Annotated in this window: 25 protein-coding genes; 15 read left to right on the top strand and 10 right to left on the bottom strand. The window is 44.6% G+C overall.

Annotated features, from left to right (window positions below):
* Positions 1-52 precede the first annotated feature (52 nt).
* From IX95_RS11445 to IX95_RS11435, 3 genes are all read left to right on the top strand, one after another.
* A complete protein-coding gene (locus IX95_RS11445; RefSeq protein ID WP_038160020.1) occupies positions 53-1,264 on the top strand; it encodes an MFS transporter in 1,212 nt (403 codons plus the stop codon).
* A 445-nt stretch (positions 1,265-1,709) separates the two neighbouring features.
* Positions 1,710-4,049 carry a M4 family metallopeptidase gene (locus IX95_RS11440; RefSeq protein ID WP_006961499.1) on the top strand — a complete coding sequence of 780 codons (2,340 nt, stop codon included), beginning with the start codon at positions 1,710-1,712 and terminating at the stop codon, positions 4,047-4,049.
* Between the two features lie 73 nt (positions 4,050-4,122).
* On the top strand, positions 4,123-5,667 hold the full coding sequence (locus IX95_RS11435; protein WP_038160014.1) for a M28 family metallopeptidase: 1,545 nt from the start codon (positions 4,123-4,125) through the stop codon (positions 5,665-5,667).
* A gap of 74 nt (positions 5,668-5,741) precedes the next feature.
* Here the strand turns inward: IX95_RS11435 and IX95_RS11430 are convergent, their stop codons facing one another.
* A complete protein-coding gene (locus IX95_RS11430) occupies positions 5,742-6,221 on the bottom strand; it encodes an aminoacyl-tRNA deacylase (protein WP_038160013.1) in 480 nt (159 codons plus the stop codon).
* A 197-nt stretch (positions 6,222-6,418) separates the two neighbouring features.
* Here IX95_RS11430 and amt point away from each other — a divergent pair, with 197 nt between their 5' ends.
* The 5 genes from amt (at position 6,419) to IX95_RS11405 (ending at position 13,114) form a co-directional block, all read left to right on the top strand.
* Positions 6,419-8,608, top strand: a complete 2,190-nt coding sequence (amt, locus tag IX95_RS11425) for an ammonium transporter (RefSeq protein WP_038160010.1) — start codon at positions 6,419-6,421, stop codon at positions 8,606-8,608.
* 15 nt (positions 8,609-8,623) lie between these two features.
* The gene (locus IX95_RS11420) at positions 8,624-9,907 is read left to right on the top strand and encodes an HD domain-containing phosphohydrolase (RefSeq protein WP_038160007.1); all 1,284 of its coding nucleotides are present in this window, start codon (positions 8,624-8,626) and stop codon (positions 9,905-9,907) included.
* A gap of 254 nt (positions 9,908-10,161) precedes the next feature.
* Entirely contained in the window at positions 10,162-10,482 is a 321-nt protein-coding gene (locus tag IX95_RS11415) for a (2Fe-2S)-binding protein (protein ID WP_021455536.1), read from the top strand.
* Positions 10,479-11,861, top strand: coding sequence for an FAD/NAD(P)-dependent oxidoreductase (locus tag IX95_RS11410; RefSeq protein WP_019274339.1), 1,383 nt, complete (start codon positions 10,479-10,481; stop codon positions 11,859-11,861). The genes IX95_RS11415 and IX95_RS11410 overlap by 4 nt, the downstream gene beginning before the upstream one ends.
* Positions 11,861-13,114, top strand: coding sequence for an NAD(P)/FAD-dependent oxidoreductase (locus IX95_RS11405; RefSeq protein WP_019274340.1), 1,254 nt, complete (start codon positions 11,861-11,863; stop codon positions 13,112-13,114). The genes IX95_RS11410 and IX95_RS11405 overlap by 1 nt, the downstream gene beginning before the upstream one ends.
* Before the next feature lie 51 nt (positions 13,115-13,165).
* Here IX95_RS11405 and IX95_RS11400 read toward each other — a convergent pair whose 3' ends face one another.
* From IX95_RS11400 to IX95_RS11390, 3 genes are all read right to left on the bottom strand, one after another.
* On the bottom strand, positions 13,166-13,954 hold the full coding sequence (locus IX95_RS11400) for a carbon-nitrogen hydrolase family protein (protein ID WP_038160004.1): 789 nt from the start codon (positions 13,952-13,954) through the stop codon (positions 13,166-13,168).
* 53 nt (positions 13,955-14,007) lie between these two features.
* Complete coding sequence (locus IX95_RS11395; RefSeq protein ID WP_038160003.1) at positions 14,008-14,310, bottom strand: hypothetical protein; 303 nt, start codon at positions 14,308-14,310, stop codon at positions 14,008-14,010.
* An 81-nt stretch (positions 14,311-14,391) separates the two neighbouring features.
* A complete protein-coding gene (locus tag IX95_RS11390) occupies positions 14,392-14,799 on the bottom strand; it encodes a GFA family protein (RefSeq protein ID WP_019274342.1) in 408 nt (135 codons plus the stop codon).
* A gap of 69 nt (positions 14,800-14,868) precedes the next feature.
* Here IX95_RS11390 and IX95_RS11385 point away from each other — a divergent pair, with 69 nt between their 5' ends.
* The 4 genes from IX95_RS11385 (at position 14,869) to ompW (ending at position 18,264) form a co-directional block, all read left to right on the top strand.
* Positions 14,869-15,486: a hypothetical protein gene (locus IX95_RS11385; RefSeq protein ID WP_038160001.1), complete on the top strand. Its 618-nt coding sequence runs from the start codon at positions 14,869-14,871 to the stop codon at positions 15,484-15,486.
* Positions 15,487-15,586: 100 nt separating this feature from the next.
* On the top strand, positions 15,587-15,886 hold the full coding sequence (locus tag IX95_RS11380; RefSeq protein WP_006961487.1) for an isoamylase early set domain-containing protein: 300 nt from the start codon (positions 15,587-15,589) through the stop codon (positions 15,884-15,886).
* Between the two features lie 217 nt (positions 15,887-16,103).
* Positions 16,104-17,357 carry a peptidoglycan DD-metalloendopeptidase family protein gene (locus IX95_RS11375; protein WP_038160000.1) on the top strand — a complete coding sequence of 418 codons (1,254 nt, stop codon included), beginning with the start codon at positions 16,104-16,106 and terminating at the stop codon, positions 17,355-17,357.
* Between the two features lie 259 nt (positions 17,358-17,616).
* The gene (ompW, locus tag IX95_RS11370; RefSeq protein ID WP_006961485.1) at positions 17,617-18,264 is read left to right on the top strand and encodes an outer membrane protein OmpW; all 648 of its coding nucleotides are present in this window, start codon (positions 17,617-17,619) and stop codon (positions 18,262-18,264) included.
* Between the two features lie 75 nt (positions 18,265-18,339).
* On the opposite strand, the gene IX95_RS11365 is transcribed toward ompW, so the two are convergent.
* The 3 genes from IX95_RS11365 to IX95_RS11355 are packed head-to-tail and all read right to left on the bottom strand — an operon-like array spanning position 18,340 to position 19,990.
* The gene (locus IX95_RS11365) at positions 18,340-18,816 is read right to left on the bottom strand and encodes a PaaI family thioesterase (RefSeq protein WP_006961484.1); all 477 of its coding nucleotides are present in this window, start codon (positions 18,814-18,816) and stop codon (positions 18,340-18,342) included.
* 55 nt (positions 18,817-18,871) lie between these two features.
* Complete coding sequence (locus IX95_RS11360) at positions 18,872-19,393, bottom strand: AAA family ATPase (RefSeq protein WP_038159996.1); 522 nt, start codon at positions 19,391-19,393, stop codon at positions 18,872-18,874.
* A 33-nt stretch (positions 19,394-19,426) separates the two neighbouring features.
* Complete coding sequence (locus tag IX95_RS11355; RefSeq protein ID WP_038159994.1) at positions 19,427-19,990, bottom strand: hypothetical protein; 564 nt, start codon at positions 19,988-19,990, stop codon at positions 19,427-19,429.
* A gap of 461 nt (positions 19,991-20,451) precedes the next feature.
* On the opposite strand from IX95_RS11355, the gene IX95_RS11350 reads away from it, so the two are divergent.
* Complete coding sequence (locus IX95_RS11350; protein WP_038159992.1) at positions 20,452-22,161, top strand: S8 family peptidase; 1,710 nt, start codon at positions 20,452-20,454, stop codon at positions 22,159-22,161.
* A gap of 63 nt (positions 22,162-22,224) precedes the next feature.
* Here IX95_RS11350 and IX95_RS11345 read toward each other — a convergent pair whose 3' ends face one another.
* Entirely contained in the window at positions 22,225-22,938 is a 714-nt protein-coding gene (locus tag IX95_RS11345) for an SDR family NAD(P)-dependent oxidoreductase (protein WP_038159989.1), read from the bottom strand.
* 268 nt (positions 22,939-23,206) lie between these two features.
* On the opposite strand from IX95_RS11345, the gene IX95_RS11340 reads away from it, so the two are divergent.
* Positions 23,207-23,800, top strand: coding sequence for a cysteine dioxygenase (locus IX95_RS11340; protein WP_038159986.1), 594 nt, complete (start codon positions 23,207-23,209; stop codon positions 23,798-23,800).
* A gap of 54 nt (positions 23,801-23,854) precedes the next feature.
* Here the strand turns inward: IX95_RS11340 and IX95_RS11335 are convergent, their stop codons facing one another.
* On the bottom strand, positions 23,855-24,412 hold the full coding sequence (locus IX95_RS11335; protein ID WP_019275921.1) for a helix-turn-helix domain-containing protein: 558 nt from the start codon (positions 24,410-24,412) through the stop codon (positions 23,855-23,857).
* 161 nt (positions 24,413-24,573) lie between these two features.
* Between IX95_RS11335 and IX95_RS11330 the strand changes: the two genes are divergently transcribed.
* Positions 24,574-25,182 carry a LysE family translocator gene (locus IX95_RS11330; protein ID WP_038159984.1) on the top strand — a complete coding sequence of 203 codons (609 nt, stop codon included), beginning with the start codon at positions 24,574-24,576 and terminating at the stop codon, positions 25,180-25,182.
* Between the two features lie 38 nt (positions 25,183-25,220).
* Here IX95_RS11330 and IX95_RS11325 read toward each other — a convergent pair whose 3' ends face one another.
* The gene (locus IX95_RS11325; protein ID WP_038159975.1) at positions 25,221-26,228 is read right to left on the bottom strand and encodes a Gfo/Idh/MocA family protein; all 1,008 of its coding nucleotides are present in this window, start codon (positions 26,226-26,228) and stop codon (positions 25,221-25,223) included.
* Positions 26,229-26,296: the final 68 nt, after the last annotated feature.

Below are 26,296 nucleotides of genomic sequence, written 5' to 3'. Positions count from 1 at the left end.
ATCTTTTGATTCGGATAATAGTGGATTCTTATCAGGAAGAAAGGATTATTCGATGGAGACGTTATCTCACCCTCAAAATTCAGTGTGGAAAAATAGATCGTTTGTGGTGCTCTTTTCCAGCGCATTGTTCGTGGCGTTTAGTGCCCAGATTTATAATTTGGCATTGCCTTTGTTGGTGTATGAATTGACTCAGTCATCTCAGATGATGGGCTGGATGCGAGCAGTTGAATTCCTACCTAATTTATTGCTGGCGCTGTTTATTGGTGTATGGGTCGATAGAGTCGACAAAAAGCGCTGGTCTCAAATGATGTTGTTAGGCCAGTTGCTGATGGTATTGAGTTGTTATTTTGCGGTGGAATGGTTGGATAACCCGCTCTGGGTTCTTTTTCCGTCGGCGTTTTTCATGATGGCGTGTAATTACGGTTATCACAATGCACGCATGGCGATGATGAAAAACGGTATTCCTCATGAACTGCAAAATACTGCTATTGCGCGCATGAGTTCGCTGAGTAGTTTTATGGAAACGGTTGGGCCGGTACTTTCTGGTGCGTTGATGCTCTTGTCAGCGATTCATAATGTATTTCTTGGAGTGGCGGCGATGCTGGTGCTGGCCTATTGGCAACTGGAAAAGTTAGCTTTAGTGAAACCAGAGCCGAAATCGCATCCCCCCGTGCTAAAAGCATTGGCGGAAGGGTGGGCGATACTGCGTGCTGAAACCAATATGTGGTACATCACCTTGGCCGTGATGGTGATTAACACTACAGGTGCAATATTCTGGATTCAGTCGATCTTCTATGCGAAATCCACTCTCAGTCTGAATTCAGTTGAAGTGAGCTACTTGATTGCCGCTTCGGGTGTGGGTGGCTTATTGGGTTCATTTACCGCAGATAAAATACGTACCAAGTTTGGTTTAGGCCAGTTATTGATTGCCTCAATTGCGTTGGAAGCGTTTGGTTTCCTTATTCCTCTGGCGCTTCCTGGAGTGTGGAGTCTGGTCTTTGCCTTCTTGTGGATCTCTGCAATTGGCTTATACAGCTCGATCTGTATCTGGAGTTACCGTCAGGAAGCGTTCGATGAGCAATGCCTCGGTAGGCTGACGGGAATTACGGGTTCGCTGTTTAAGTTACTCATGCCGTTTGGTTTAGCAGCGTCAGGGTATATGGTTGCTAGCTTTGGTGAGCAAGCGGTGTTCGTTTCATGCTTTATACTTCAGCTCTTGGTCGCACTAATATTATTATTCAGCCGAGTTCGATTTATTCAATAATCATCATTGTTGTGTGGTTTATATTTTGAATGCAGTATGCTATTTACGTGATTATAAATATTATTTCACTCATTTATTTTTAATGATATTAATATTCAAATGATTATCCCTTTATGATGGTTTGTCGTTTAATCTCTTACTGCATTCAATAATTTACTGATTTTATTGATTGAATTGGAATTAGATAATTCTATCTATAATGGTTATTTGTATTATACAAATAACCATTATTCTTATCGTGATGTTGTAATCTATATATTTAACACTATTTGTTTTAAGGTTGAATTTAATTAATTTATTTTATGATTGATAAAATAAATGCTAATCATATTGTGCGCTTGTTTGGTTTATTAAATAATTATTAAGAATAGTGAGTATTAATTCTAATTGTTAATGATATGTTTCTCCCCGGCATTTATAAAATGCCACGATAAGGAGAATCATAATGAAAATAGCCAAGCGTTTTTTGGCAGTAGCCGTGGCGAGTGCGATGTCACTATCTGCACATGCCGGTGAGTCAGTTTATTTAAGCAAACCAATCAACTTTACATCATTTTCTGGGCTGAATTCTCAGCTTGGTGTCGACAATGCTTCCAGCTTCAAAATGGTAAAAGAAGTGAATCTGAAGAAGCGCGGCATCTACAAAGTTAAAGTCCAGCAAAACATCTGGGGAGTGCCTGTTTGGGGCCACTACCTAAACGCAACGCAAAGTGCCAAAGGCGGCGCCCTAAAAGCTGTTCAGGGCAAATACGTTAAGATGGCCGGCGTTGATCGTAAGTTCGTAAAACCTTCTTTAAACCGCGCACAAGCACTAGAGTTAGCGAGCAAAGATCTTAAAGCTGGTGTTGCTGCGAGCCCATCTTTAGCGAACGCAAAAGACGATCTTTATGTATATCAAGACGGTGATAAAACTCGTCTGATTTACGTAATCTCTTATCTGATTGAAGGTAAAGCACACCCATCGCGTCCGTTTACTATGCTGGATGCACACAGCGGTGAAATCATCGACCGTTGGGAAGGTATTGCCCATGCTCAAATCGGTACTGGCCCTGGTGGTAACGAGAAAACGGGTCAATACGAATACGGTACCGATTACCACTATCTTGATGTGACGGAAAACGGCACTGAGTGTGTAATGGAATCCGATAACGTTGTGACTGTGGATCTAAACGGTGCAACATCAGGTACAACGCCTTATTCCTACGAATGTCCGCGCAACGAGCACAAAGAAATTAACGGTGCTTATTCTCCACTGAACGATGCGCATTACTTCGGTAACGTTGTATTCGACATGTACAAAGATTGGTTTGATACAGCGCCGCTGACATTCAAACTGATGATGCGTGTTCACTACGGCAACGGCTACGAAAACGCCTTCTGGGATGGTCAGGCGATGACCTTCGGTGACGGTGAAAGTTACTTCTACCCATTGGTGAGTCTGGATGTGTCTGCGCACGAAGTCAGCCATGGTTTCACTGAGCAAAACTCAGGTCTTATCTACGCGAATCAATCTGGTGGTATGAATGAAGCCTTCTCAGATATCGCTGGTGAAGCTGCTGAATACTACATGAAAGGGACCAACGACTGGATGGTCGGTCGTGACATCTTCAAAGCAGACGGCGCACTGCGCTACATGGACGATCCTTCACGTGACGGTTCTTCTATCAACCACGCTTCTGATTACTACGATGGGCTGAATGTTCACTACAGTTCTGGTGTATTCAATAAAGCTTTCTATCACATCGCTACCACTCAGGGTTGGGATACTAAGAAGGCGTTCGAACTGTTTGTTCTGGCTAACCAGATCTACTGGGCAGAAGACAGTGACTTCTGGCAAGGTGCATGTGGCGTGAAAAACGCAGCAGATGACCTAGGTTATAACTCTGAAGACGTCGTAGCAGCGTTTGGCGTTGTGGGTGTTGAGCCATGTGCAGAGCCACCGCTACCGCCAGAACCAGAGTATCAGCGTCTAGAAAATGGCCAAGCCGTTACTGTTGCCGGCGGTACAGGTTCGAAGACCTACTTCGACATCGAAGTGCCTGAAGGTAAAGATAAGCTAACAGTCGAACTTGGTGTTTCAACTGGTGACCCAGACATCTATGTTGGCCTTGACTATGCGCCAAGCTCGCAGGAAAACATCTGTAAGAGTGAGTCGGTGACTGATGAAGTTTGTGTCATCGAAAACCCAACGGCTGGTCGTTACACCGTCAACGTATTCGGTTACTCAGAATATGCTGATGCAAACCTAAAAGCATCGTTTGATTCTGGTAGCACTAACGTTCCACCAGTCGCTTCATTCGATCACGTTGTCACAGGCAAGAAAGTTGACCTAACCAGTACAAGTAGTGATAGCGATGGGGACATTGTTTCTTACCAGTGGAACCTTGGTGACGGTAACTCTCAGTCAGGTGCAGTGGTTAGCCACACTTACGCGGCAGCTGGTGATTACGTTGTGACTCTGACGGTAACGGATAATGCAGGTGCTGCAACGACTACCAACAAGACCATCACAATTGAAGATACGGCAACAGACGCATTCCCACTTAAGCTGAAATTTGGTAACAAACAGCCTAACGGTAAAGCACGCGTTAAGCTGGCTTGGGAATACCTAACAGACGACTACTTTGTTGTGAAACGTAACGGCAAAGTGGTGGGTGCAACTGAATTTACTTCTTACGTCGATAAGTTCCGTCACAACGGCACGATTGATGTTGAGTACCAAGTATGTACCTCAGGTGACGTTTGTTCTGAAACGAAGCGCTACCGCTTCATCAAAGCCAACTAATCCATTCTAAAAACGACAGGGCTCCGAATGGAGCCCTGCTTTGTATCGAATTTACAAGGAACTCAGTTCTGCTATGAAAAAGACATTATTAGCTTTAGCTCTATTTGGGAGCGCTTCTGCCTTTGCAGCATCAGATGCCAACGTATTGAAAGATGGGGAAGTATGGATTACCACGGATGCTGATGCTCAGCATTTGATCACCCAGCATGGTGCAGCGGTATTTAGCGGCTTTGCAGCAAATCCAAATGCTGTGGTTGCCAAAATCAATGAGAAGCAGCTGGCGGCACTCTCCAGTCATATGCATGAAGCGAAACACCGTTGTGGTGGTTACATGGTGCATGAGGACAAGGCAAGCGCAATGAAAGCGGCGGGTATGCCACTGTCGATGAGTACGTTTGAGAAGCCGGTGATCAGCCACCACGATACGGTCGAGTCGTTGATTGCGCAGGTTGAGCCAAACAACATGGTTACTACCATTGAAAACCTAACCAGCTTTACTAACCGTTTTTATACCACTTCTACGGGTATTGCTGCTTCGGACTGGTTGCTAGAGCGCTGGCAAGAAGAGATTAAGGATGTACCGTATGCCTCAGCTCAGCAAATCTCACACAGTGATTACCCACAGAAATCGGTTGAAGTAACTTTAGTCGGTGCCAAGCATCCAGACGAGATCGTTGTGGTGGGTGGTCACCTAGATTCAACAGTTGGGTCATGGACAACCGAAGGTACAATATCTCCGGGAGCCGATGATGACGCTTCGGGTATTGCAACCGTGACAGAAGCATTGCGTCTTATGATTGCTAGCGGTATCCAGCCAGATCGCACCATCAAGTTCTACGGCTATGCTGCAGAAGAAGTGGGCTTGCGAGGTTCTCAGGACATCGCTCAAACGCTGAAAGGCGAGCAGGCGGATGTTGTCTCTGCTTTGCAACTGGATATGACCAACTACAACGGTTCGGCTCATGATATTACTTTCATCAACGATTACACAGACGCGAATTTAACGGAATTTCTCAGCGAGTTGATTGATACCTACGCGAGTGAAATTACTTATGATTTTGACCGCTGTGGCTACGCCTGTTCTGACCACGCTTCATGGCATAACGCTGGTTACCCGTCAGCAATGCCGTTTGAAACCATGTTCAATGATTACAACCCGCATATCCACACTGAGCACGACACGTTGGAGAACTCCGACCCAACCGCAAGCCATGCGACTAAATTTGCTAAGTTAGCCATCGCATACTTGGTGGAAACCAGTTTGGATGACGCAGAGTCGCCAGTGAAGGAGCTGGAAAACGGTACACCAGTGGAGAACCTGACATCCGGTTATTTCGATGAACAGTTCTTTGTTTTCCGCACTACAGAGCCGGGCGAAGTAACGATTTCCATTACAGGCCCACGCAGTGGCGATGCGGATCTATACGTGACCTATGAAGGTCCGGTTTCGAAAACAGAATATGACTGTCGTCCGTTCCAGAATGGCAGCAACGAACAGTGCGTGTTTAACAAACCAGCGGGTGAGTTCAACATTATGATTCGTGGTTACCGCAACTTTGATGAAGTAGATATTGTGGCTAGCTTTAGCCCTGAGAACACTCAGGATCAGAAGCAATAGTAAGGTAAAGAAGTCCACCAATTGGTGGACTTCTTTTGATGATGAATCGTCACCGGATTTCGGTTTAAAGCAAGTTAATGGAAGATCTGGCTACTGAATCTCATCATTTTGCTCTGGCCCATTAATTGGCGAAAAGATTCCTGATCGAGTTTGATCAAGGTTTCATGATCGCCTGCTTCAAAGTAGACGTAGTTCTGGCGAGTCAACACTTCATCATAAGTGGTCGACATATGGTAGGCGCTACCAACAGGTGGTATGGCACCATTCTCACAATCGTCGAACATCTCATAAATCTGTCGCTCTTTAACAAGGTGGAAATTGGCATTTAGCTCGTCATTTAGCCGAGACAAGCTGATCTTATTGTTGGCGGGTAAAACAGCCATCATGTGATGACCATCGTGATCTTCCAGAACGATGCCCTTTGCCAGACACACTAAAGGTATACCCGCAGCAACGCCGCTCTGAAGTGAGCTTTGGCTGTGGCTATGCCTGACTGTCTGGAACGGGATATCGTGTTCGCTTAGATATTGGTCTAATCGTGTTGCAATACTCATACAAACCTCCATGTGCCTGGGGCCCATGTTGAGTATAGGTAACGAACGCTTAAGTCACCATTTGCGCTTTTCGAATCGTGCGAAGGCTGCTTCGCCGTAAACCAATCTGTTGAATTTGGATCTATATTTATACTCATATGCAATTACATGGATGTAAGTTAAGTTGCTTAATAAGGCGCTGAAAACATATAGGTGTTATGAATTCATTGTTCGTATTTTTGTGTACGTTGCTGGTCCTGCTGATGCAGGTCGGCTTCTTGCTGCTTGAAGCTGGCACTGTACGACGAAAAAATACGGTCAATGTAGCGGCTAAGAATTTAATCGACTTAGCTGTGGTTCTGGGACTGTATTGGCTGGTTGGTTACGGCATTATGTTTGGTGAATCTTGGCAAGGACTAGCAGGCACTAATCAGTTCATGATCCCGAAATTTGATGCTATTGATGAGGGTGCATTTTTCTTTTATCAAATGGTGTTTTGTGCCACATCGGTTACGATTATTTCCGGTGCTATCGCAGAGCGAGGTAGCCTCAAGGGCTATATTGCGATTTCTGTTCTGGTTGCTGCCTTTATTTACCCTGCTGTGGGTCACTGGGTGTGGGCGGAACAAGGTTGGTTATCGCAATACGGCTTTGTCGATTTTGCTGGTTCGACAACGGTGCATGCGGTGGGCGGCTGGGCGGCGTTAGCCGCAGTGATTGTGATTGGACCAAGGTTGAACCGTTTCAAAGACGGGCAGGCCTTTAATCACAGCAGTTTGGTACAGACGGTCGCAGGTGTCGTATTCCTATGGATTGGATGGTTGGGATTCAACGCGGGCAGCTCGCTTGCATTCAGTTCGAATACTTTCAATATAATCCTCAATACCATACTCGCTGGTGCGATGGGTGGATTAACGTCCGCATTGGTCTCACTCCACTTGATTAAGCGAGTGCATGTTCCTCATTTCTGCAACGGTATTCTTTCGGGGCTGGTAGCAATTACTGCGAACTGTAACTTAGTCAATGCACCTAGTGCGGTTGTGATAGGTATGGTTGCTGCGCTGATTTATACCTTGACCAACCACTTGTTAATTCGAAAGAAAATTGATGATGCAGTTGGAGCAATCCCTGTTCATTTGGCAAATGGTATCTGGGGGGCCTTGGCTGTCGCTTTATTCGCACCTCAAGACGCATTTTCTGGACTACTGATAGCAGAAGATAGAACCAGCCAGTTACTGATTCAGATATTCGGTATTAGCGCGACCAGTGCATTCGTCTTTCCTATCAGCTATTTGAGTTTCTACCTGCTTAACAAAGTAATTTCTTTGCGAGTGAAGCAGGAAGAAGAGGTTATCGGTCTTAATATCTCTTCTCATGAAGCGGGCAGTGATCTCTATGATCTCGTCGCTGTAATGCAGCATCAGGAGGCGAGCGGTGATTTTACACAGCGAGTCGATTACGATCCGACATCTGAGATTGGAATGATTGCCCGTCAATACAATCGGGTGTTGTCACGCTTCGAAGAAGCATTAGTTAAGGTCACAAAAAAGCATCATTCTCTTGTTGAGTCGAACCAACGTATCAAGGATATGGAAGCTAGGCTAGAGAGAGATGAGAAGCTGTCGAATCTCGGTCAGGTAAGCTCTGGGCTTCTCAGAGAAATCAATGAACCTATCAGCTATGTCTTGAGCAACATTAATACGCTTAAAGACTACAATCGCTTTTTCAAAGTCTTAGTGACAGAGTACAAAACCTTTGCTGCGGTTGCGTCGGCACATCCTGTTGTTGCGAAGGAAGTGTTGAGCCGAATTGATCGAATTTGTGAAGAAGAAGATCTCGACTTTGTCTTCGAAGACAGCGATGAGCTTATCAAGGCAACGTCGGAAGGGGCTTTGAAAATTGACAGCATACTTTCTAATATCAAGACGTTTTCAGATTACAGTGATGAGCAATTCGATTTAAGAGATATTAACGTCATTTTGTCATCATCAATTGAAAGCCTCTCAGAACGTATTGAGTCGAACTGTCGGATTATTGAGTCTTACGATGCTGAAAATGCTTTAGTTTCATGTAGTGCACATCAACTTGAGCAGCTCTTTGTTAATTTACTGCAGAATTCGTTACAGGCAATTGGCCGTGAACTCGGTGTAATCAAAGTGATGACGAGCCTTTGTGACAAAGACGTAGTCGTTCATATTGTGGATAGTGGGATCGGTATTGCTGAAGAAAATCTGTCTCAAATCTTTGATCCCTTTTTCACCACTCGCATGGACATGAGCAACACAGGGCTAGGGTTATCTATTTGCCATGGGGTGGTGAATAATCATGGAGGCAAAATCGATGTAGTGAGTAAAGTCGGTAAAGGCACCAAATTCACTGTGCGCTTACCTATATCAAACCATCACTAGTGGCAGGGAGCTCTTATGGATGGAGACACCGCAGTAAAACTCATTATCGTAGATAGTGAAGTTCAAATCACTCGTGCACTGTCACGACTGCTAAGGAAAGACTTCAGTGTTGTGACATTTAATGACCCGATTTCGGCCCTGACATATCTCAATGACTACGAAGTCTCCATCGTTATTGCGGATTCCAATATGCCGTCCATGAGTAGTTCCAAATTCTTTTATGAGGCTAGGTACGTCCAACCTGGGGCTATACGTGTCGCACTTTCAAGTAATGCGGAACAGAATGATTTAACAGCGTTTATCAACGAAGGGGATGTTAGCTATGTATTACCTAAACCATGGGAAAACGAAGAAGTAAAGAAAACGCTGCTTCGGCTCAAGTCCCAGTTTGAAATGACGGGAGGCATAGAAAAATATGCGAAACATCAGGAAGCCATCAACGCTAAGCTTCTCCGAGATAATGAAAGCTTGCAAGGGCAGATAGAGGAGAAGAATAAACATATTAAACAACTCGATCTAAAGTACAAAAGTGCGAGCCATAGACACAAAGAACTGATGAATAATACGTTGAGTTTGTTGGTGAACGTGATCTCTGAAAGTGTTCATGTTGAAAAGCAAGATTTGCTGAGAATCGCTGAACACGTCAAGGAGCTTGCAGGGCATATAACGTCATCTGAAGTATCAAATGATCAAGCTTATCAAGCGGCTCTGCTCCATCTTATTGGCATGGTCTCTTGTCAGTCTAAACAGCAGTTATCTTCAGCGTACACAGCCCATCACATTGGCCCGTGTGGCTCAGGTCATAAAGCCGCTGATTTACTTCTGCATAATGCGTCATTCCAACCACTTCTCGCGGGAATCCAATATCAGGATGAAAATATGGATGGAACAGGGTTTCCTGAAGGATTAAAAGGAGAGCAAATCCCTGTATTGTCGAGAATTATAAGAGTGGTGAAGGATTACGATTATCTAACGGTCAATCACGTTGATAGAACAAAGCTTCGTTTGCCTGCGGTTGCTGAAAGTTTAATGAAAGAAAAATCTAAGAGTCATTATGATCCGCTCATTCTGAATACTTATTTTCATATTCTAGAAGATAAGCGCAGAAATAATACAAGTGCACTTGAATATTGCGTCAGTATTGGCGATCTAAAACCAGGGATTGAAATAAAGCGTGATGTCTCCCTGCCAAACGGCAAAGTCTTAATTAAGAGAGGGAGCAGGCTTAATCAGGAGATGCTAGATCGGTTGTTCGAGCTTGAAGAATTCGAAAGCCAGAATTTTGTTTATGTCATCTAAATTAATTTTTCTAATCCAATAAAACCATACCATTTAATAAATATTACATATATTTCTGTTCTTCCTTGAACCAACTTTCGTTCTGAACTTCCATATTTTTGCAGTGGTCTGATGAGATACTGAGTAGTAGCACAAGTATTTCCCTTAATAATTGTGATGGTTCTTTTTAAATTGAAAATGCGTCTTTTTTGATCATTTCCCTTACTTTTTTTATGGGTATGATGCGTATGCGCTTTGTTGCATTGGAGAGGTATATGAATTCTATTACAAAAAGAAACCAAGATATTACTAAGGTGCTCGATAAGCCCTTCACCATAAATGTTGACGGAAAACCCATTCCGGCGGTTGAAGGTGAAAGTGTGCTAAGCGCTTTGTTGGCTTCAAATATTCGTCAGTTGATGACAAATGACTACGGTGCTGAATCCGGCCCATACTGCGGGATGGGGGTATGTCACTGTTGTTTGTTGCACATTGATGGTCGCCACAAGCAGAGAGCCTGTCAGACTATCGTCAAGCCAGATATGGAGGTTGAGACCAGCCGAAACTTGGTACTAGAGCAAGGGGGTGAGATATGACTAAGAAAGTCGTGATTGTAGGTGGTGGACCGGCAGGTATGTCGGCAGCAACTGAACTTGCACGCTTTGGTATTCATTCCACTGTGATTGATGAAGCACCTAAAGCTGGTGGTGTTATTTATCGAGGACCATGGCGAAAAACGGCGGACATGCCCCATCTGGACGAAAAGCTGACCACTGCGATGGACAAGCTTCAAGAGGACTATCAAAGCAATGCGTCTTTCATTGACTTGCGAACTCAGACACGAGTCCTAGGGCCTTTGGGTGACAACAATCTATTGGTTACCCATGACCACGAACTGTCTAATATCGAGTATGACCATTTGCTATTGGCGACAGGGTGTCAGGAACGAAGCATCCCTTTTCCGGGATGGCAGCTTCCGGGTGTGATGCTTTTAGGTGCGATACAGCTTCAGCTCAAAAGTGGGCTAGTCAGACCGGGTAACAAAGTCGTGATTACAGGGAGTGGCCCGCTGTTAGTTCTGGTCGCTTGCCAACTACATAAAGCGGGTTGTCAGGTCGAAGCTATTTATGAAGCTGCGAAGTTTTCGTCGGTAGCCAAAGAAACGCTGGCGATGCTCAACCGCCCTCAACAAGCGTTGGATGGGCTATCGATGATGTGGTACCTCAAGCAACATAATATCCCGCTCCACTATGGATGGGGATTGGTGAAAGCAGAAGGTGTCCGCCAGCTCAATGAAGTAACCGTTGCGCCTTACGATGACAACTGGTTCCCAGATCACTCTCAAGCTGTGACTCATGTTGTGGATACGCTAGGGGTGGGCTATGGCTTTGCGGCTCGCTCGCAACTCGCTCAGCTTATCGGCCTCGATATTGAATATGACCACATGAGTGGGGCAATCCCTGCTGTCGATAAATGGCAGCGAAGCAGTCAGGAGAACATTTTCTGTGCAGGTGACAGCGCTAAAATTGCGGGTGCCGATGCTGCCATGCTGGAAGGTAAGATCGCCGCAAAAGCTATTGCTTGTGAACTTGGCAAACTGGGTAGTGCAGACGCAGAGCAGTACATTGCTGCAATGCGGCGTAAGTTGTCACGTCTCTATCGTTTCCGTCAGGCCTTTGATAATGCGGGCTTCCGCGAACTCGGCCTGCTCTCTCTACCAGAGGAGGATACCGTGATTTGTCGCTGTGAACAGGTGAAGAAAAAAGCGATAGATGAAGCGATAGCTCAAGGTTGCCGAGACATTGTGACCTTAAAAATGCGCACCCGCGTGACAATGGGGGATTGTCAGGGCAAAACCTGTGCCCACTATTGTTACGACCGATTGAAGAAAGAAGGATTCAGTCAGGAACAAGGCCTAGTTCGCCCTAGATTCCCACTCGATCCAATCCCATTTGCAGCGCTGGAGGAAGAGTAATGAAAGCGTATGATGTAGTCATTTGTGGTGGTGGTGTTATAGGTGCGTCCATTGCGTACTTCCTGAGCCGTCAGAAAGATCTCAAGATTGCTGTTGTTGATTTTAAATATCCGGGAAATGCGTCTCGTGCATCTGCTGGTGGACTATGGGCAATGGGTGAATCGACTGGGCTTGGCTGTGGCGTCATTCTATTTAAAACATTATCGAAGCAAATGCAGGAGTCAGGAGCAAATGAAGCACCGGAAATGAACCCGCATATTATGCCAGAACCATTTTTTGATATGGCGATGATGTCGAATGCGATGTATCCGGCATTATATGAAGAGCTGGTTGAAAACCACGGCGTCGACTTCAAATTTGAACGCACTGGCCTGAAGTTTGTGATGTTCGATAAATATGACCGTATGTACGCTGAACAAATCGCAGCAGCGGTGCCTAATCGTCACAACCATGTTCGTTGGGTTTCTCAAGAAGAATTGCATGCTGAAGAGCCTAACGTATCCAAAGACGCCATTGGCGCGATGGAGTTTGATTGTGACCATCAAATTAATCCGTATCGCCTCAATGAAGCGTATTTGGAAGCCGCGCGCCAGAACGGGGTTGAACTTTATCTCAATACTAAAGTGACAGGAGTTGAGAGGCAGGGTAATCGCGTTACAGCAGTGAAAACAGAACAGGGTGTTTTACCTTGTAAAATGATGGTCAATGCTGCAGGTGCTTGGGCAGAAACTATCAGCCAATGGGCAACAGGTTATAAGCTGCCAGTCTTCCCGGTTAAAGGGCAGGTGATCATCACAGAGAAGCTACCGAAGTTACTTAACGGCTGTTTGACGACCAGTGATTGTTACATCGCGCAGAAAGACAACGGTGAGATCTTGATTGGTTCTACGACCGAAGAACGTGGATTTGATACCAGCAATGATATTAAGTACATCAAGCAGTTAGGTCAGGGGGCGATGAAATCCATTCCTGCACTCAAGGACATGAACATCAAGCGCTGTTGGGCGGGGTTGCGTCCTGGCTCACCAGATGAGTTACCGATTCTTGGTCCGGTTCCGGGTGTAGAAGGTTACCTCAATGCATGCGGCCATTTCCGTACCGGTATGCTGACCTCAGCGATTACGGGTCGAATTCTCGATGAGTTGGTGAGAAGTTTACCGACTTGTGTTGATATTTCACCTTTCTCCTACCAGCGTTTCCTAAATAACGAAGGGGAAATGATCGGTAAATACCAACTGGATCATGCGCTATAGACAGGTTTGCTTTTGAATACGACATGAGCCAGCGACTACGCTGGCTCTTTTTTAGCTCAGCACGTCACTCACTGAGGCCATTTCAGGAAGCAGTTCTACACCGAGTACTTTGCGTGGTGTCGGCAACGGGCATTCAATGCCGAGAGTATAGATGGCTTCTTCTTGGTGGAAAGGGGCAATCAACTCCCCATTAGGTGTGCAAATCCGGCTGTCGCCACGATATTCTCCAACCAACTCTTCAGTCACATCTTCGCCCACACGATTGCAGGTCACTATGTAGTAACCATTTTCGAGTGCTTTTGCTCTCGCGACATGCAAGCTGTATTCGCCACCAAAGTTCGCTGGATGCAGCAGTACATCAATACCTTGCTTGGCATATTCGCGAGTGATTTCTGGAAACCAGAGATCAAAGCAAATAGCGATACCAAACTTCACTCCCTTGTGTTCGAAACAGGTTAGCTGGTCACCTCGTGAGAAGTAACGCTTATCGATATTGGTTTGGCTGACCTTGCGAAAGCGAGTTTTTAGCCCATGTTCATCTACTACAGCCACACTGTTATAAAACTTATCGCCGTGCTTTTCCGCCAGCCCCGCAACAACCAAGGTATTGTGCCGCTTAGCCAGATTCTGCAGTGTGGCTATCGTTTCGCTGTCAGAAAAGTCCTCACAAAGCGCATGAATTTCTTCTGTGGTGTTAAAAATGTAACCTGTCGTTGAAAGCTCAGGAAGAAGCAGAATTTCACCAACCTCTTTTTGGTTAGCGACTAATGAGGAAATATGGTCAAGATTGCGTGCTTTGTCTTTATAAAACACCTTGTTCTGAACCAGAGTGATCTGCATAGAATGGTCTCTTTGTTTGAAGAACGAAAAGGTTTGAGGAAAATCGCTATCTGCTACGGACAGACGTAACTGACTTCATTTTCACCGCATGGAAAACAGCTTTTTCTTTCTGGTCCGATATAGGCGTGGCACACTTCACCGGTTTCAATGTTGACTAGAAAAGAATGGTTCAGGCTACTGTAAAAGTAGTGAGTAAACTCCATGCCCTGATCGTTGAATGTTTCAACGGTATCGGGAGTATCATCCAACTGAAACATCAAGTCGAGATCGGTCACCCATTCATACGCTTTTTCCGTTTCGGTGGAGTGTGCTGTGGAAAGAAACATCAATCCTGAAAGTAAAACCACAAACTTCATGTCATTGTCCGTCACTGTGAGAGCTGAATACAGAGTACAGCCTAAATTAAGAGAAGGTTTGTGAATCAATATCTCATTCTGTTAATGGTGATGTTCCATCTGGCAGTCAAATTTGACCCAGCCGTGTTGCCTTTCTTCGTAAACAGAGAAACTTGGGGTCTGAAAGTCCTGCTCTTGGAAAATACCGACAGGTATGACAATGAAATCTCGGGCGGCACTGAGTTTGAGTGACATTGTCGTGCTGCACCTAGGGCAAAAAGAGTAGGTGACTTCATTACCTGAATCACTGATACGAGTGTATTCGACAAGATCACCGCTGAAAGAAACTTGCTCTTGATTAAATCTAGCCTGGACTCCGAAAACGCTCCCGGTTCTCTTTTGACATTCAAAGCAGTGACAGACTGACGTTCTGACTGGTTCACCACGACAAACCAGATTGACCTGCCCACAACTGCAATCAGCCATACGTATTTTCTGCTCGTGTTCCATTTTATCTCCTTGTCCTTGCTGCTAACATGACGTCACTATGTTCATGTATCTGATAAGACATACTACAAGATGAAAAAGCGCCTTTTACCAATTCCTCTGATTCTTTTGATTCCGATCCTCTTATTAATAGTAGTCACGATCGCTGGCCTGTACCGATTCAGTCTTTCTGATGAAGAGATCATGGCAAAGTTTCCTAATCAAGCTGCAAGCAGTGATGCGGTTATGCAGTCTGTTTTTGGTCTTTCGACTACAAACCCTTGGACGGTGAAAGTGCCCGAAAGTCAGGCTTATACGTTTATGGAAGAGCTAAACCCAACGAAAGGTCTGGCAAGTGGCACGTATGAAGATGGTGAAGAGCGTGGCGTCGTCACTGTTGATACAAGCAAGTTGCTTCAGATTACCCCCACGATGTTTGCCTCGATTATGACTGTCTCAAATCAGGGCTCCGGCGTGTTCTACTATCTAGCCACGTTTCACTATGATGATTTTAGAAAACGCATGATTTCGAAAGAAGCTCAATTTCTGGGGGACCGGATCGTCGTCGATGCACTAGAAAAACAGCAGCACAATATTAGCGTGAGTATTAAACAACGTGATGCTGATCAACCCATGTCACAAGAGCCTACCATTTCAACGACTATACTTTTCGAGTTGACTGGGCAGGATAGCCTGGAACGTGTCGAATAATCAGTGTTCAATACGGTATTGTGCATGGGGTACGGATTGCTTATTATTTGGCCTGACAAGTTATGAGATGGATTTGTTTTTGTCGTTAATGGAGTTAAACATGATCAATAAGCGATTCTTTAAAACTAAAGATGAAGTAGAAGTAACGTTCGAACTTGCTGCGGAACAAGTTGGACAGTCAGTGGCTATCGTAGCGGATTTTCTGGATTGGCAACCAACCGAAATGAAGAAGGTAGCTAAGAGTAAATCCTACAAGTTTAAAACGCGTCTGCCGAAAGACAGCGAATTTGAATTTCGTTATTTGGTTGATAATGAAAAGTGGATAAACGATCCGAATGCTGACCAATATCAGCCAAATGGTTTCGGCTCAGATAATGGCTTAGTTTCCACTTATCAGTAATCTGAATGCATGTGAAAGTGGGTGATTACTATCAACCATAAGTCATATTTATAAAGGCGCGTTTGCGCCTTTTTTGATCCAAACCTGACATTCCATAGGTGACAAGCTAGGCATAAATTCGTACCCTTAGGCCTTTCTGAAATTCAAGCAATAAGGTCAAACTGTGCAATCCAAAAGATTGACATCTCGCTTTCGAGAGCTCTCCAAGTCGAGAAAAATGATGCTTTTGAGCCTTCCTGTTGTTGCCGCATTGGTTTTATCTGCAACAAACAAAAGCAACCAGTATCAGCGCACTATTGATCTTTCGCTTCCTGAATCCAGCATTGTGAATGACTTGCTTACTGATGTTGAAGTCATTCATGACATGCCAAACTATGAGTACGTGATTCAGAAAGGCGACAATCTGAGTTCCATTTTCAGCCAGCTGGGCTTTGGTTATAGCGAGCTGATGAAGATTATGGAAACAGATCTTAACTATCTTGCGCTGGATACTTTAAAACCTGGAAATACTCTAAGATTTTGGCGAGATGCTGAAACTAAGAACTTAGCGAAAATGGAGCTTGAGTTCAGCATTGTGGAACGCGCTGTTTATAATCGTCACGATGATGGCAGTTATACCTTTGAGGATGTGAAGATTCCTGGCACTTGGAAAGAACAAGCGCTAGTTGGGGAAATCGCAGGTAGCTTCTCTCAATCTCTGCACCGATTGGGGTTAGGAAGTAGTGAGAACGAACAGATCGTATCGCTGCTCAAAGACAAGCTTAACTTTGCCCGCGATCTCCGTGCTGGGGATGTGTTTGAAGTGGTCTTGTCGAAGCAACATGTTGGCGAGCAACTAACGGGTAACAAAGAGCTTCAAGCGGTGAAAATCTATAATCGCGGTAAAGAAGTGACGGCTTACCTTCACTCTGATGGGCAGTACTACGATAAGAATGGTAATAGCCTGCAACGCGCATTCCAACGTAAACCGCTCAACGCAAATTACCGACTAAGTTCTAACTTTAACCCAACGCGGAAACACCCAGTCACTGGGCGAATTGCTCCGCACAATGGTACTGACTGGGCTGCGCCAACAGGTACGCCGATTGTGTCAACTGGTGACGGTGTGGTTGTCATGACCCGCAAACACCCATATGCGGGTAACTATGTTGTGATCCAGCACGGTAGCCGCTACAAAACGCGTTATCTGCACCTGAGTAAAATCCTCGTTCGAAAAGGGCAGAAAGTATCACGTGGTGAAAGAATTGGTTTGTCTGGTGCGACTGGCCGTGTGACTGGTCCTCATATTCACTATGAATTGATTGACCGTGGCAGGCCTGTTAATGCCATGACGGCTAATATACCAATGGCGAGCTCAGTTCCGAAAAGTGAAATGACCGCATTTAAGGTACGTCGAGATGAACTTGACGCGATGCTGCGACAACAAGAAATTCAACTTGCCAAACAAAGTGAACCTGAAACCACAGGCTAACCGCAAACATATCTAAACAAAAAGCTCCTTCGGGAGCTTTTTTTGTCTGTGACACACGCAAAGGCTGCATTACATAAATGTCATTGTTTTGCATTGAAAAGGTGATCAAGTCGAAACAAATGTAAATCGCTAATCAATAAAATTCACAAATTGATTTCCATCAAAAGAGTAAGGTCTTTGTGTGTTAACTTGCACGCCACAATAAATAAGATTCCCTCAATCATTAATTAAAAGAAAGCCCTACGTAAGGAAATCAACAATGAAAAAAACAGTATGTGGTTTGGCAGTCGTTGCTGCCCTTGTTTCCGGTAATGTTCTAGCTCACCAAGAAGGTGATTTTATTGTCCGTGCGGGTATCGCAACCGTAGCACCAAATGACAGCAGCGGTGATGTACTAAATAACGCAGGTTCTGAGTTCGGTGTAGATTCCAACACTCAGCTTGGCCTGACTTTTGGTTATATGCTGACTGACAACATCAGTCTAGAAGTACTTGCTGCGACCCCTTTCTCACACAAAATTTCAACTAACTTTGGTAACTTAGGTGACATTGCTGAGACAAAGCATCTGCCGCCAACCTTTATGGTTCAGTATTACTTTGGTGACGCGAGTAGTGAGATTCGTCCGTATGTTGGTGCAGGTATCAATTACACAGTTTTCTTTGACGAAGAGCTAAATGGTACGGGGACTGGTGCGGGTTTGAGCGATCTTTCCTTAGATGACTCTTGGGGCCTAGCTGCAAACCTTGGTGTGGACTACATGCTTAACGAAGACTGGTTCCTGAATGCTTCTGTTTGGTATGCCGATATCGATACAACAGCGACGTACAAAGCTGGCTCTACGGAGTTCTCAACAGACGTACAAATTGACCCGTGGGTATTTATGATTGGTGGCGGTTACAAGTTCTAATGACTGGTTCGACATTATAAGTTGAATGGTTTACGCAAAGCCAGTGACGCGAGTCGCTGGCTTTTTTAGTTGTGTTTATCGGCCTTCAAACCACTCATTAGGCACTTTGACGGCTACAACTCGACTTTGACAGCAAAGTGTGTTTCCAGAAAACAGCTCGCATTGGAGCTCTATTTTGTTGTCTTTCGCTTCAATGATAGAAGCGATAAGTTGAACGTCATCGTCTATGGGAACCGGTCTGAGGAATTTGACATCTAAACTTCCGGTTGCAAACCAAATCGCTTCACCTGATCCAATCTCTCTGCCCTGCATGTAATAACCTTTCGCTATGGCAGTACAGACACAGTGGCAATCAATGATGGTAGAGATGATCCCACCATTGAGGAAATGCAAAGGTCCAGCACTGTGATGAGCAGAAGGAGTGAAAGTACAGACAGATTCATTGTCTCCATTCCAGTAGCTTTTGATTTGTAGCCCCATCGTATTTTCGGCTCCACAGCCAAAACAATGGTTATTGGGGATCTGTTCCTGAAAGGCGTTGTTCTGCTCCATACCTGCTCCTGAGACGTTAGTGTTTTTAGATTTCAAAGAGTTATACACAGTCTAGTTAAGCAGGAGATGACCAGACTTCAAGCTTATCTAGCAATTCTGTGAAGGCTTGCTCAATACTTTTTCCTGCGGTATCAATCCTGATGACGTCATCAGGCCATGCTTCATAATGGCGATTTTCAACTTGTTCCCAATTTGGCAAGACAAGGTTTTTAACCGTGTTAGGTCGTGTTTGAACACGATGTTTATGCTCTTCTTTATCCGAACACCAAATTTCAATGTCGACAAAGCGGGCGTCTACACTGGTGGCGACATCACGCCATTCACGTCGTGTGAGTTCTATGGGGTTACAAGAGTCTGCAATCGCGCTAATACCTAGTCGAAGATTGTCTTCAATGATTCTGTAGCTGAGCCGATAGCCTTCGCCTTCTACCTTAAAGCTACATAGGTCTCGCAAGCCTTGTTCGACCGTATCAATACGCACATACATTGATGATGTATGTTGTGCGAGGTGCTGAGCAAGTGTTGATTTACCAGAGGCTGGTAATCCAGAAAAAATGTATAAAATTGGACGGTTCAAAGAGTCTCCATACCAGTGTGGGACTGGACGTGCTTAAAGCTTGTTAGCCAGCTTCTTAATGTATTCTTTTGCTAAGGTAGTGTCATCACGACTCAACCATTTGATGCAGTCGAATAACTCCCAAATAAGCCCTTGATCACCGCTAGTATAAGCTGGGAAGTCTTTATGCTTGGGTGCTGGCGCATCAGTAAGGCGGGAGGTGACGATATCTGATTTATCAAATAGTACCTTATAAGGTTTTGAGAGCATGAAAGGTTCTTCTAGATCGAGACAGTGAATCTCTGCACTGGTCATATCGTTGAAGATATATTTCTTGAAAAAAGCATGGTCATTGTGGAAGCCCTCGAGACAGTAAAAGATCTCTTTGTTGCTTTCAAATGCTCGGTAAGCTAGATCCGATTTTCTATGAAAACCATTGGTCGTGAAGACAATAACATCGGCATCAGAAACCCTGTCACCTGTCTCAGCGGCCAAGGAACCTAGCAATACCGCAGCAAGAACATCTTCGTGGTCAATAAAGGCGTGGTAGATCGAATCGACTAGAGCTTGTTGCAGTGGCAGATGAGATAAGTTGAGTTGTGGCATTAGCTGGGACATGTCTCTTACCTATTAGTAATGATGAGCAACTAAAATAAATCAATAATCCAACGAATACCACAATGTCACACGTAGGTATTTTCTGAAGTTTTCAATTTTTCATGATCGGTGTTCCATTATTTATTGTGGATAATGACATTAATAAATATTGAGGTATCTCGGAATAAATAAGCTTTTAAATTATTAATGAGTTATTTGATAATAATTTATTGGATATTTATGAATAGATATCTATTTAATTAATGATCTTAAGTTTATGAATTAAAAGATTAAATTAATATACGTCATGCGTTATATAAATGTTGATATTATTAATAGAATTTATCTCAAGTTTTGAGCGATAAATATCTCTCTTAGTGAGATCTTATACTCATTTAATTGATTTTGTGAATGATCTTAATTGAGTTGCATTTTATCTTTTGTGCGCTTTGTAAGCGTATAATTAAATAGGATGTAACAGAATGATAAACGGATATAAGCTTTCCGCGCTTGCTGTCGCTATGATGGCTTCAGCGTCGGTTTCAGTCAGCGTCAGTGCTGAACCAGTTCCAGCAAACTCGCCTTTCATCAAAGATGTGAAAGGTAACATTGTTGAAGATTACTCGCCTAAGCCAGTTAAACCTTTCGCATTGTTCTCAATGCGCATGATGAGCAACCCGTCAGATGATCGTGGAGACTGGTTTAATGCTTCTGCAAACTACTCTAGCCTGCAGGGTGTGGGTGCCGATTATGTTTATGAATCACTACTGCCACCTTTAAAGCCACAGCCTGTGATTGTTGCGGTTCTTGACTCAGGTGTTGATGTTGACCATGAAGATCTGAAAAACAAACTTTGGACTAACGAAGACGAAATTCCAGGTAACGGCATCGATGATGACGGTAACGGATATATCGATGACGTTCACGGTTGGAACTTCCTTGGTAACTCTCTGGGTGTCAATGTGGATCAAGACACACTAGAAGTGACTCGTGAGTACAAAAAATATCTGAAGCTGAAAGAAGGTAATCACTGGATCCCGCGTAAGAAGCGTGAATACTACAAGGGCGTAGAAGCAGACTATCTAGAATCAGTTGAATACAACCAGACTTCTCTTGATCAAGTGACGGCAGCGACTGAGCAAGCGAATCAGTACAAAGATCAAATCACTCAGTTGACGGATCACAAAGACTTTACTGTCGACGGCCTACAAATTTTACTTGAGCACTCAAACCCTGAAGTGGTTGCAGCCGCTAAAGGTCTGCTTGGCGTATTTGAATCTTGGTACTCGTTTGATTACCTAGAATCACGCAGAAGCCGCTACCAAGAGTCTCTGGACTACCACTACAACCTAGAGCTAGACACGCGTCGTGACATCGTGATGGATAACATCAACAACCCTTGGGAAAAGGGTTACGGTAACAATGATGTGAAAGGTCCAGTTGGTGCGCATGGTACTCACGTAGCAGGTATTATTGCCGCGGAACGTCGCAATGGTATTGGTATTGATGGCCTTGCTGATTACGCTCAAATCATGGCGGTACGTATGGTACCAAATGGTGACGAAAGGGATAAAGATATCGCTAACGCGGTTCGCTACGCTGTTGATAACGGTGCGAAGATCATCAACATGAGCTTTGGTAAGAGCTACTCGCCACGTAAGTACATCGTGGACCACGCATTCCGTTACGCAGCACGTAAAGGCGTACTGATTGTGCATTCTGCCGGTAACAGCCGCAACGATAACGACATCAAGCCAAGCTTCCCGAACCGTTTCGCTAAGCACTCTTGGTCTAAGCCAATCTCAACATGGATGGATATCGGTGCATCAGCGAAATATGCGGATGACTCACTGGTTGCAAGCTTCAGTAACTTTGGTCAGGAGACGGTTGATGTCTTTGCTCCGGGTTACCGTGTTCTGTCTTCAACTCCAGACAACAACTACGCAGCGTACAGCGGCACAAGTATGGCAGCGCCAGTCGTTTCTGGTGTAGCTGCAATGGTATGGTCGCACTATCCAGACCTGTCTGCCGTTGAGCTTAAAGAGCTGCTGAAGAGTAAAGCGCGTACTTACCCAGAACTATTGGTTAAGAAACCTTCTACTCCAGAAGAACTTGTACCGTTCAGCACACTGTCAATCTCTGGTGGTGTTGTTGATGCGGAAGCGATTTTCGAAGAGCTAGAAAGTCGTTAATAAGTTAAAGGAAAATGCTAAGGGCTACCATTGGTAGCCCTTTTTTTATTGCTTCATCGCGAATCAGCTGTTTTCTAAGTCGATGACTTTACAACGAATAGGTAAGATCGACATCGCTGCACCTGTTGACAGGCTGCGGGCAAAATCTATCGCTTTTGCTAAATCTTCAGGTTCGATTTTTAGTTCGTTTTTGATTCGTCCGTCATTGGTCATATCTGTATCAACAACGCTTGGACACAGGCAACACACTTGAACATTGTGAGGTAGTAGTTCCTGATAGAGAGACTGACTATAGCTTACCATTGCTGCTTTAGTGGCTGAATAAGCCGCAATTTTTGGTACAGGGGATAGCCCTGCGGTCGACCCTAGATTATAGATTTCCCCGAACCCTTGTTGTTTCATTTTTTCTGCCACGCCATTACAAATTGTAATGGTAGAAATGAGGTTGACGTTCACTAACTCAGACAACTGTTGGAACGTCAGATCAATATGACCTGCTTTTAGGACACCAGCACTGTTTACCAAGACATCAATGGACTCATGCTGCTCTAAAATCTCCTTAAAAGAATTGGCAGTGACTTCAGGCTGCGCGAAATCTAGGCTGTGAGTTTTGATGTTGAGATGAGGAAACTCTTCACTTAACTCATCAAACACACGGTTAAGAGTTGCTTCATGCTTTGCAATCAATACCAAGTTGTAACCTTGTTTAGCAAAGTAGTGCGATAGTGCTTTACCAATCCCTCGACTGGCACCTGTGATTAAAGCCGTTTTTGTCATTGACGATGTCCTGTTTTTGTTTGTGCATACTGTACAGCGATTCTCAGTGCGGCGTAAGCGATGTCTCAGAGGTCGTAGCAGATTCTTAATTTTTTCGATCTTATAAAGTAACTCGTCCAATTGTTAATTACTTGTAAAATCGTGATGACCTTCTACGAATGACATTTCTATGTGACACTTTTTATGCAGCTAATTGTCTACTCATGCAACATCTAAAGGCAATTAGGCGTGCTTGCCAAAACATAACAGGATGTGTGAGGAGGACAATTTGCGACATTCAGCGATAACTCAGCAGCAAGCTCCAGCACTGGCTGCGTTACTTGATAGTGACTACCGACTTAATTTTCAGGAGCTTATGGAACAAATTAAGTTGTCTAACAAACCACTGTCGCTTGCAACGATAAGATTCATACTTGAAAACGTGGCTTTGAATGACACCGAAATAAAGGCATTAGCCAGCTTTGATGAAGACAGTTACTGTCGAAAGCGACTATTTAAAAATGACCACTGTGAAGTGCTCATCTTGAGTTGGCTAAATGGTCAGAGAAGCAAAATTCATGACCACTTAAATACCGCCTGTGGCGTGCGTGTGCTGCATGGTGAAGCGACAGAGACCTTATTTGAAACGGCAGCGAACGGTCATATTTACGCGTCTCAATCCTCCCATTACCAGCAAGGTAGCGTGACTGTCAGCAAAGACAACGATATTCACCAGATATCCAATTTGCAGGCTGATGATGAGCCTCTGGTTACGCTGCATGTCTACTCTCCGCCGTTACAACAGTTCCATTTGTATCAGCTTGAGGGTGGCGAGCCAGAACTCCTAGGTTTGCAGCAAGATTCTTGGTTCTATGAAATTTGATATCGAACTGATGGCTAATGCGAAAGGCGAGCAATGTTGCTCGCCTTTTCATTTCTACCGATATTCTGAAATCAACATTGCCCGTGTATCTTCTTCCAGCGCTTCAAACATATGCGGTAAGTCTCCAGGGTACGAAATGTAGTCCCCTTCCTCTAGTTCATGAGGGTCCGATTGCAACCCGAGTTTCGCTCGGCCTTTGACAATAACCACGTGCTCTACCACACCGGGATGATGAGGTTCCGAGATAAATGGCTGACCGGGTTTAACTTCAATCCAATAGATGTCGCGGCATGCATTCGCTGGGCTGGCTGCGAGTAACACGGCTTGGTAATCCTTTTGCTCCGAAAACACGCTGACTCCCTTACCGTAGCGAATGACTTTGGTCGTTGGAGCTGGTGTTTCGATTAGACGAGAAAAAGGAATATCAAGGACAACGCAGATGGACCAGAGCGTCTCAATACTAGGGTTTCCAATGCCATTTTCGAGTTGCGAGAGCGTCGATTTTGCGATGTTAGCGCGCCTTGCGACCTCGGCGATACTTAAGCCAGCATTCAATCTTTCGGCATTAAGAGTGGCAGCGATTTGTTCGATTGGCGGTTTACTTTGATCCACAACGCTCTCTCTGGTCAGTGTGTTTCCGTTCATTATAAAAAACGATGGCATGATTTGACAAACGTTTTTCTGGTGTTCATTATAAAATTCATTCGTTCATTATAATGTTTGTTTTCGGTTGCATTCGGTGGTGGTAACCAATAAACGTCGAGGCTTTTATTATGGAATATCTACTCTCCGTCGCTTTGTTTGCCGTTTCATCTTCAGTGACCCCGGGGCCAAATAACATCATGGTGATGACATCTGGACTGAATTTTGGAGTAAAACGCAGCCTGCCGCTGTTAACCGGTATTTGTGTCGGATTTACTTTGATGTTGTTATTGGTAGGGCTGGGCTTTGGCGAACTTTTTTCTTTGTTCCCTCAGCTTTCTTTGGCGGTCAAAGTCATGGGAACGCTTTATCTTTTATATCTCGCATTGCAGATCGCCATGGCTGACAGTGTGAGTGCTGAGATAGGTCGAAATCGACCGCTTGGTTTTCTAAACGGAGCTTTGTTTCAGTGGGTCAATGCCAAAGCTTGGGTGGTGGCAATTGGAGCGATATCTGCATTTACGACAATAGGTGAAGGGTATATGACTCAAAACCTGACCATAGCTTCGATGTTTTTTATTGCCTCGTTCCCTTGTGTTGGCGTGTGGTTGGTGTTTGGCTCTTCGTTACGCCGATACTTAGACAAACCAGCCTATTTGAAAGCCTTCAATAAGCTGATGGCGTTGCTACTCGTCGTATCCGTCTTACCTGTGGTTGGAGAGATTATTGGGCAATTCTGAATGAAAAGCGCCAAGCGAAAAGCTCGGCGCTATGACGACTATTGATGAGAGGCGTGAAGCAAGTGCGAGAATCCGTTGCCTTTTAGGCTTCGCTCCATGAGAGCAATCACCTGGCGACTGGTTTCATGAGGAACGAAGTCCGAGCTCGATTTACCATCAATGATCAGCTGGGATAAATGAGAAGCTTCAAACTCAAATCCACCGCCTGCAGGTAAGTGTGAGATCTGGGTATGTTCACCTTTGTAAGTGACATCAATGACGGTTGGATTCCACCACTTATCTTGGATAACAATTTCGACCTCGGGCCCACGTATTGTCGCGACACGTTTTAGGTCTTGGCTGATTGAAGCGCCAATCTTCCCCTTGATACCGTGAGTAAACGTAAACTCTACAGTTTCATCGACCTTGGATTCATTGTTGTGCTTCTGATAGGACACCGAAGGCGGTTGGATCTCACTTTGCTTGAGCTGGCAAAGATCCGCGTATAGCCAGAGCGCATAAACGCCGACATCTAAAGTCGCACCGCCGCATAAATTAGGGTTGAAAATCTGCTGTTGAACATCAAATTCATGCCAGTTGCCGAACGCTGCTTCGATTGATTCTATCTCAATACTGTTTTTTTGAATGAAATCCCGTAGCGCTCGGTAAGCTGGGAAAGTCACTGACTTCATTGCTTCCATGAGCACTAGGCCTTGTTTATCTGCCAGTGCCTTCATGTCGTCCCAGTCTTGGGTGTTAGTGAAAGCTGGCTTTTCAACCAGAACATGCTTGCCGTGGTTCAAGAACAGTTCAACCATGCTTTTGTGAAACGGATGGATAGTCGCAATGTATATGGCATCAACATTTGGGTCTTCTGCCATGGCTTGATAAGAAGAATAAGCGTGCTCAGCCTGATATTGCTGGGCAAAAGCATCAGCGCGTTGTTCATCTCTGGCTGCGACGGCATATAGACAAGCGTTGTCGACATGCTGAGTGAGATCGGCGGCAAATCGATGTGCAATTTTACCCAGTCCGGCAATGCCCCAACGTACTTTTTGTTCTGTCATATTAATTTTTATCATTCTAGTATTTGTGAGGCTGATACTAGCGATGAGCACGGGTTTGCGTCAAATAG

Origin of the sequence: Vibrio sp. B183 (assembly GCF_000740665.1) — a bacterium.
Classification (GTDB): Bacteria; Pseudomonadota; Gammaproteobacteria; order Enterobacterales; family Vibrionaceae; genus Vibrio; species Vibrio coralliilyticus.
This window is presented reverse-complemented; position numbering and strand designations above follow the sequence as displayed.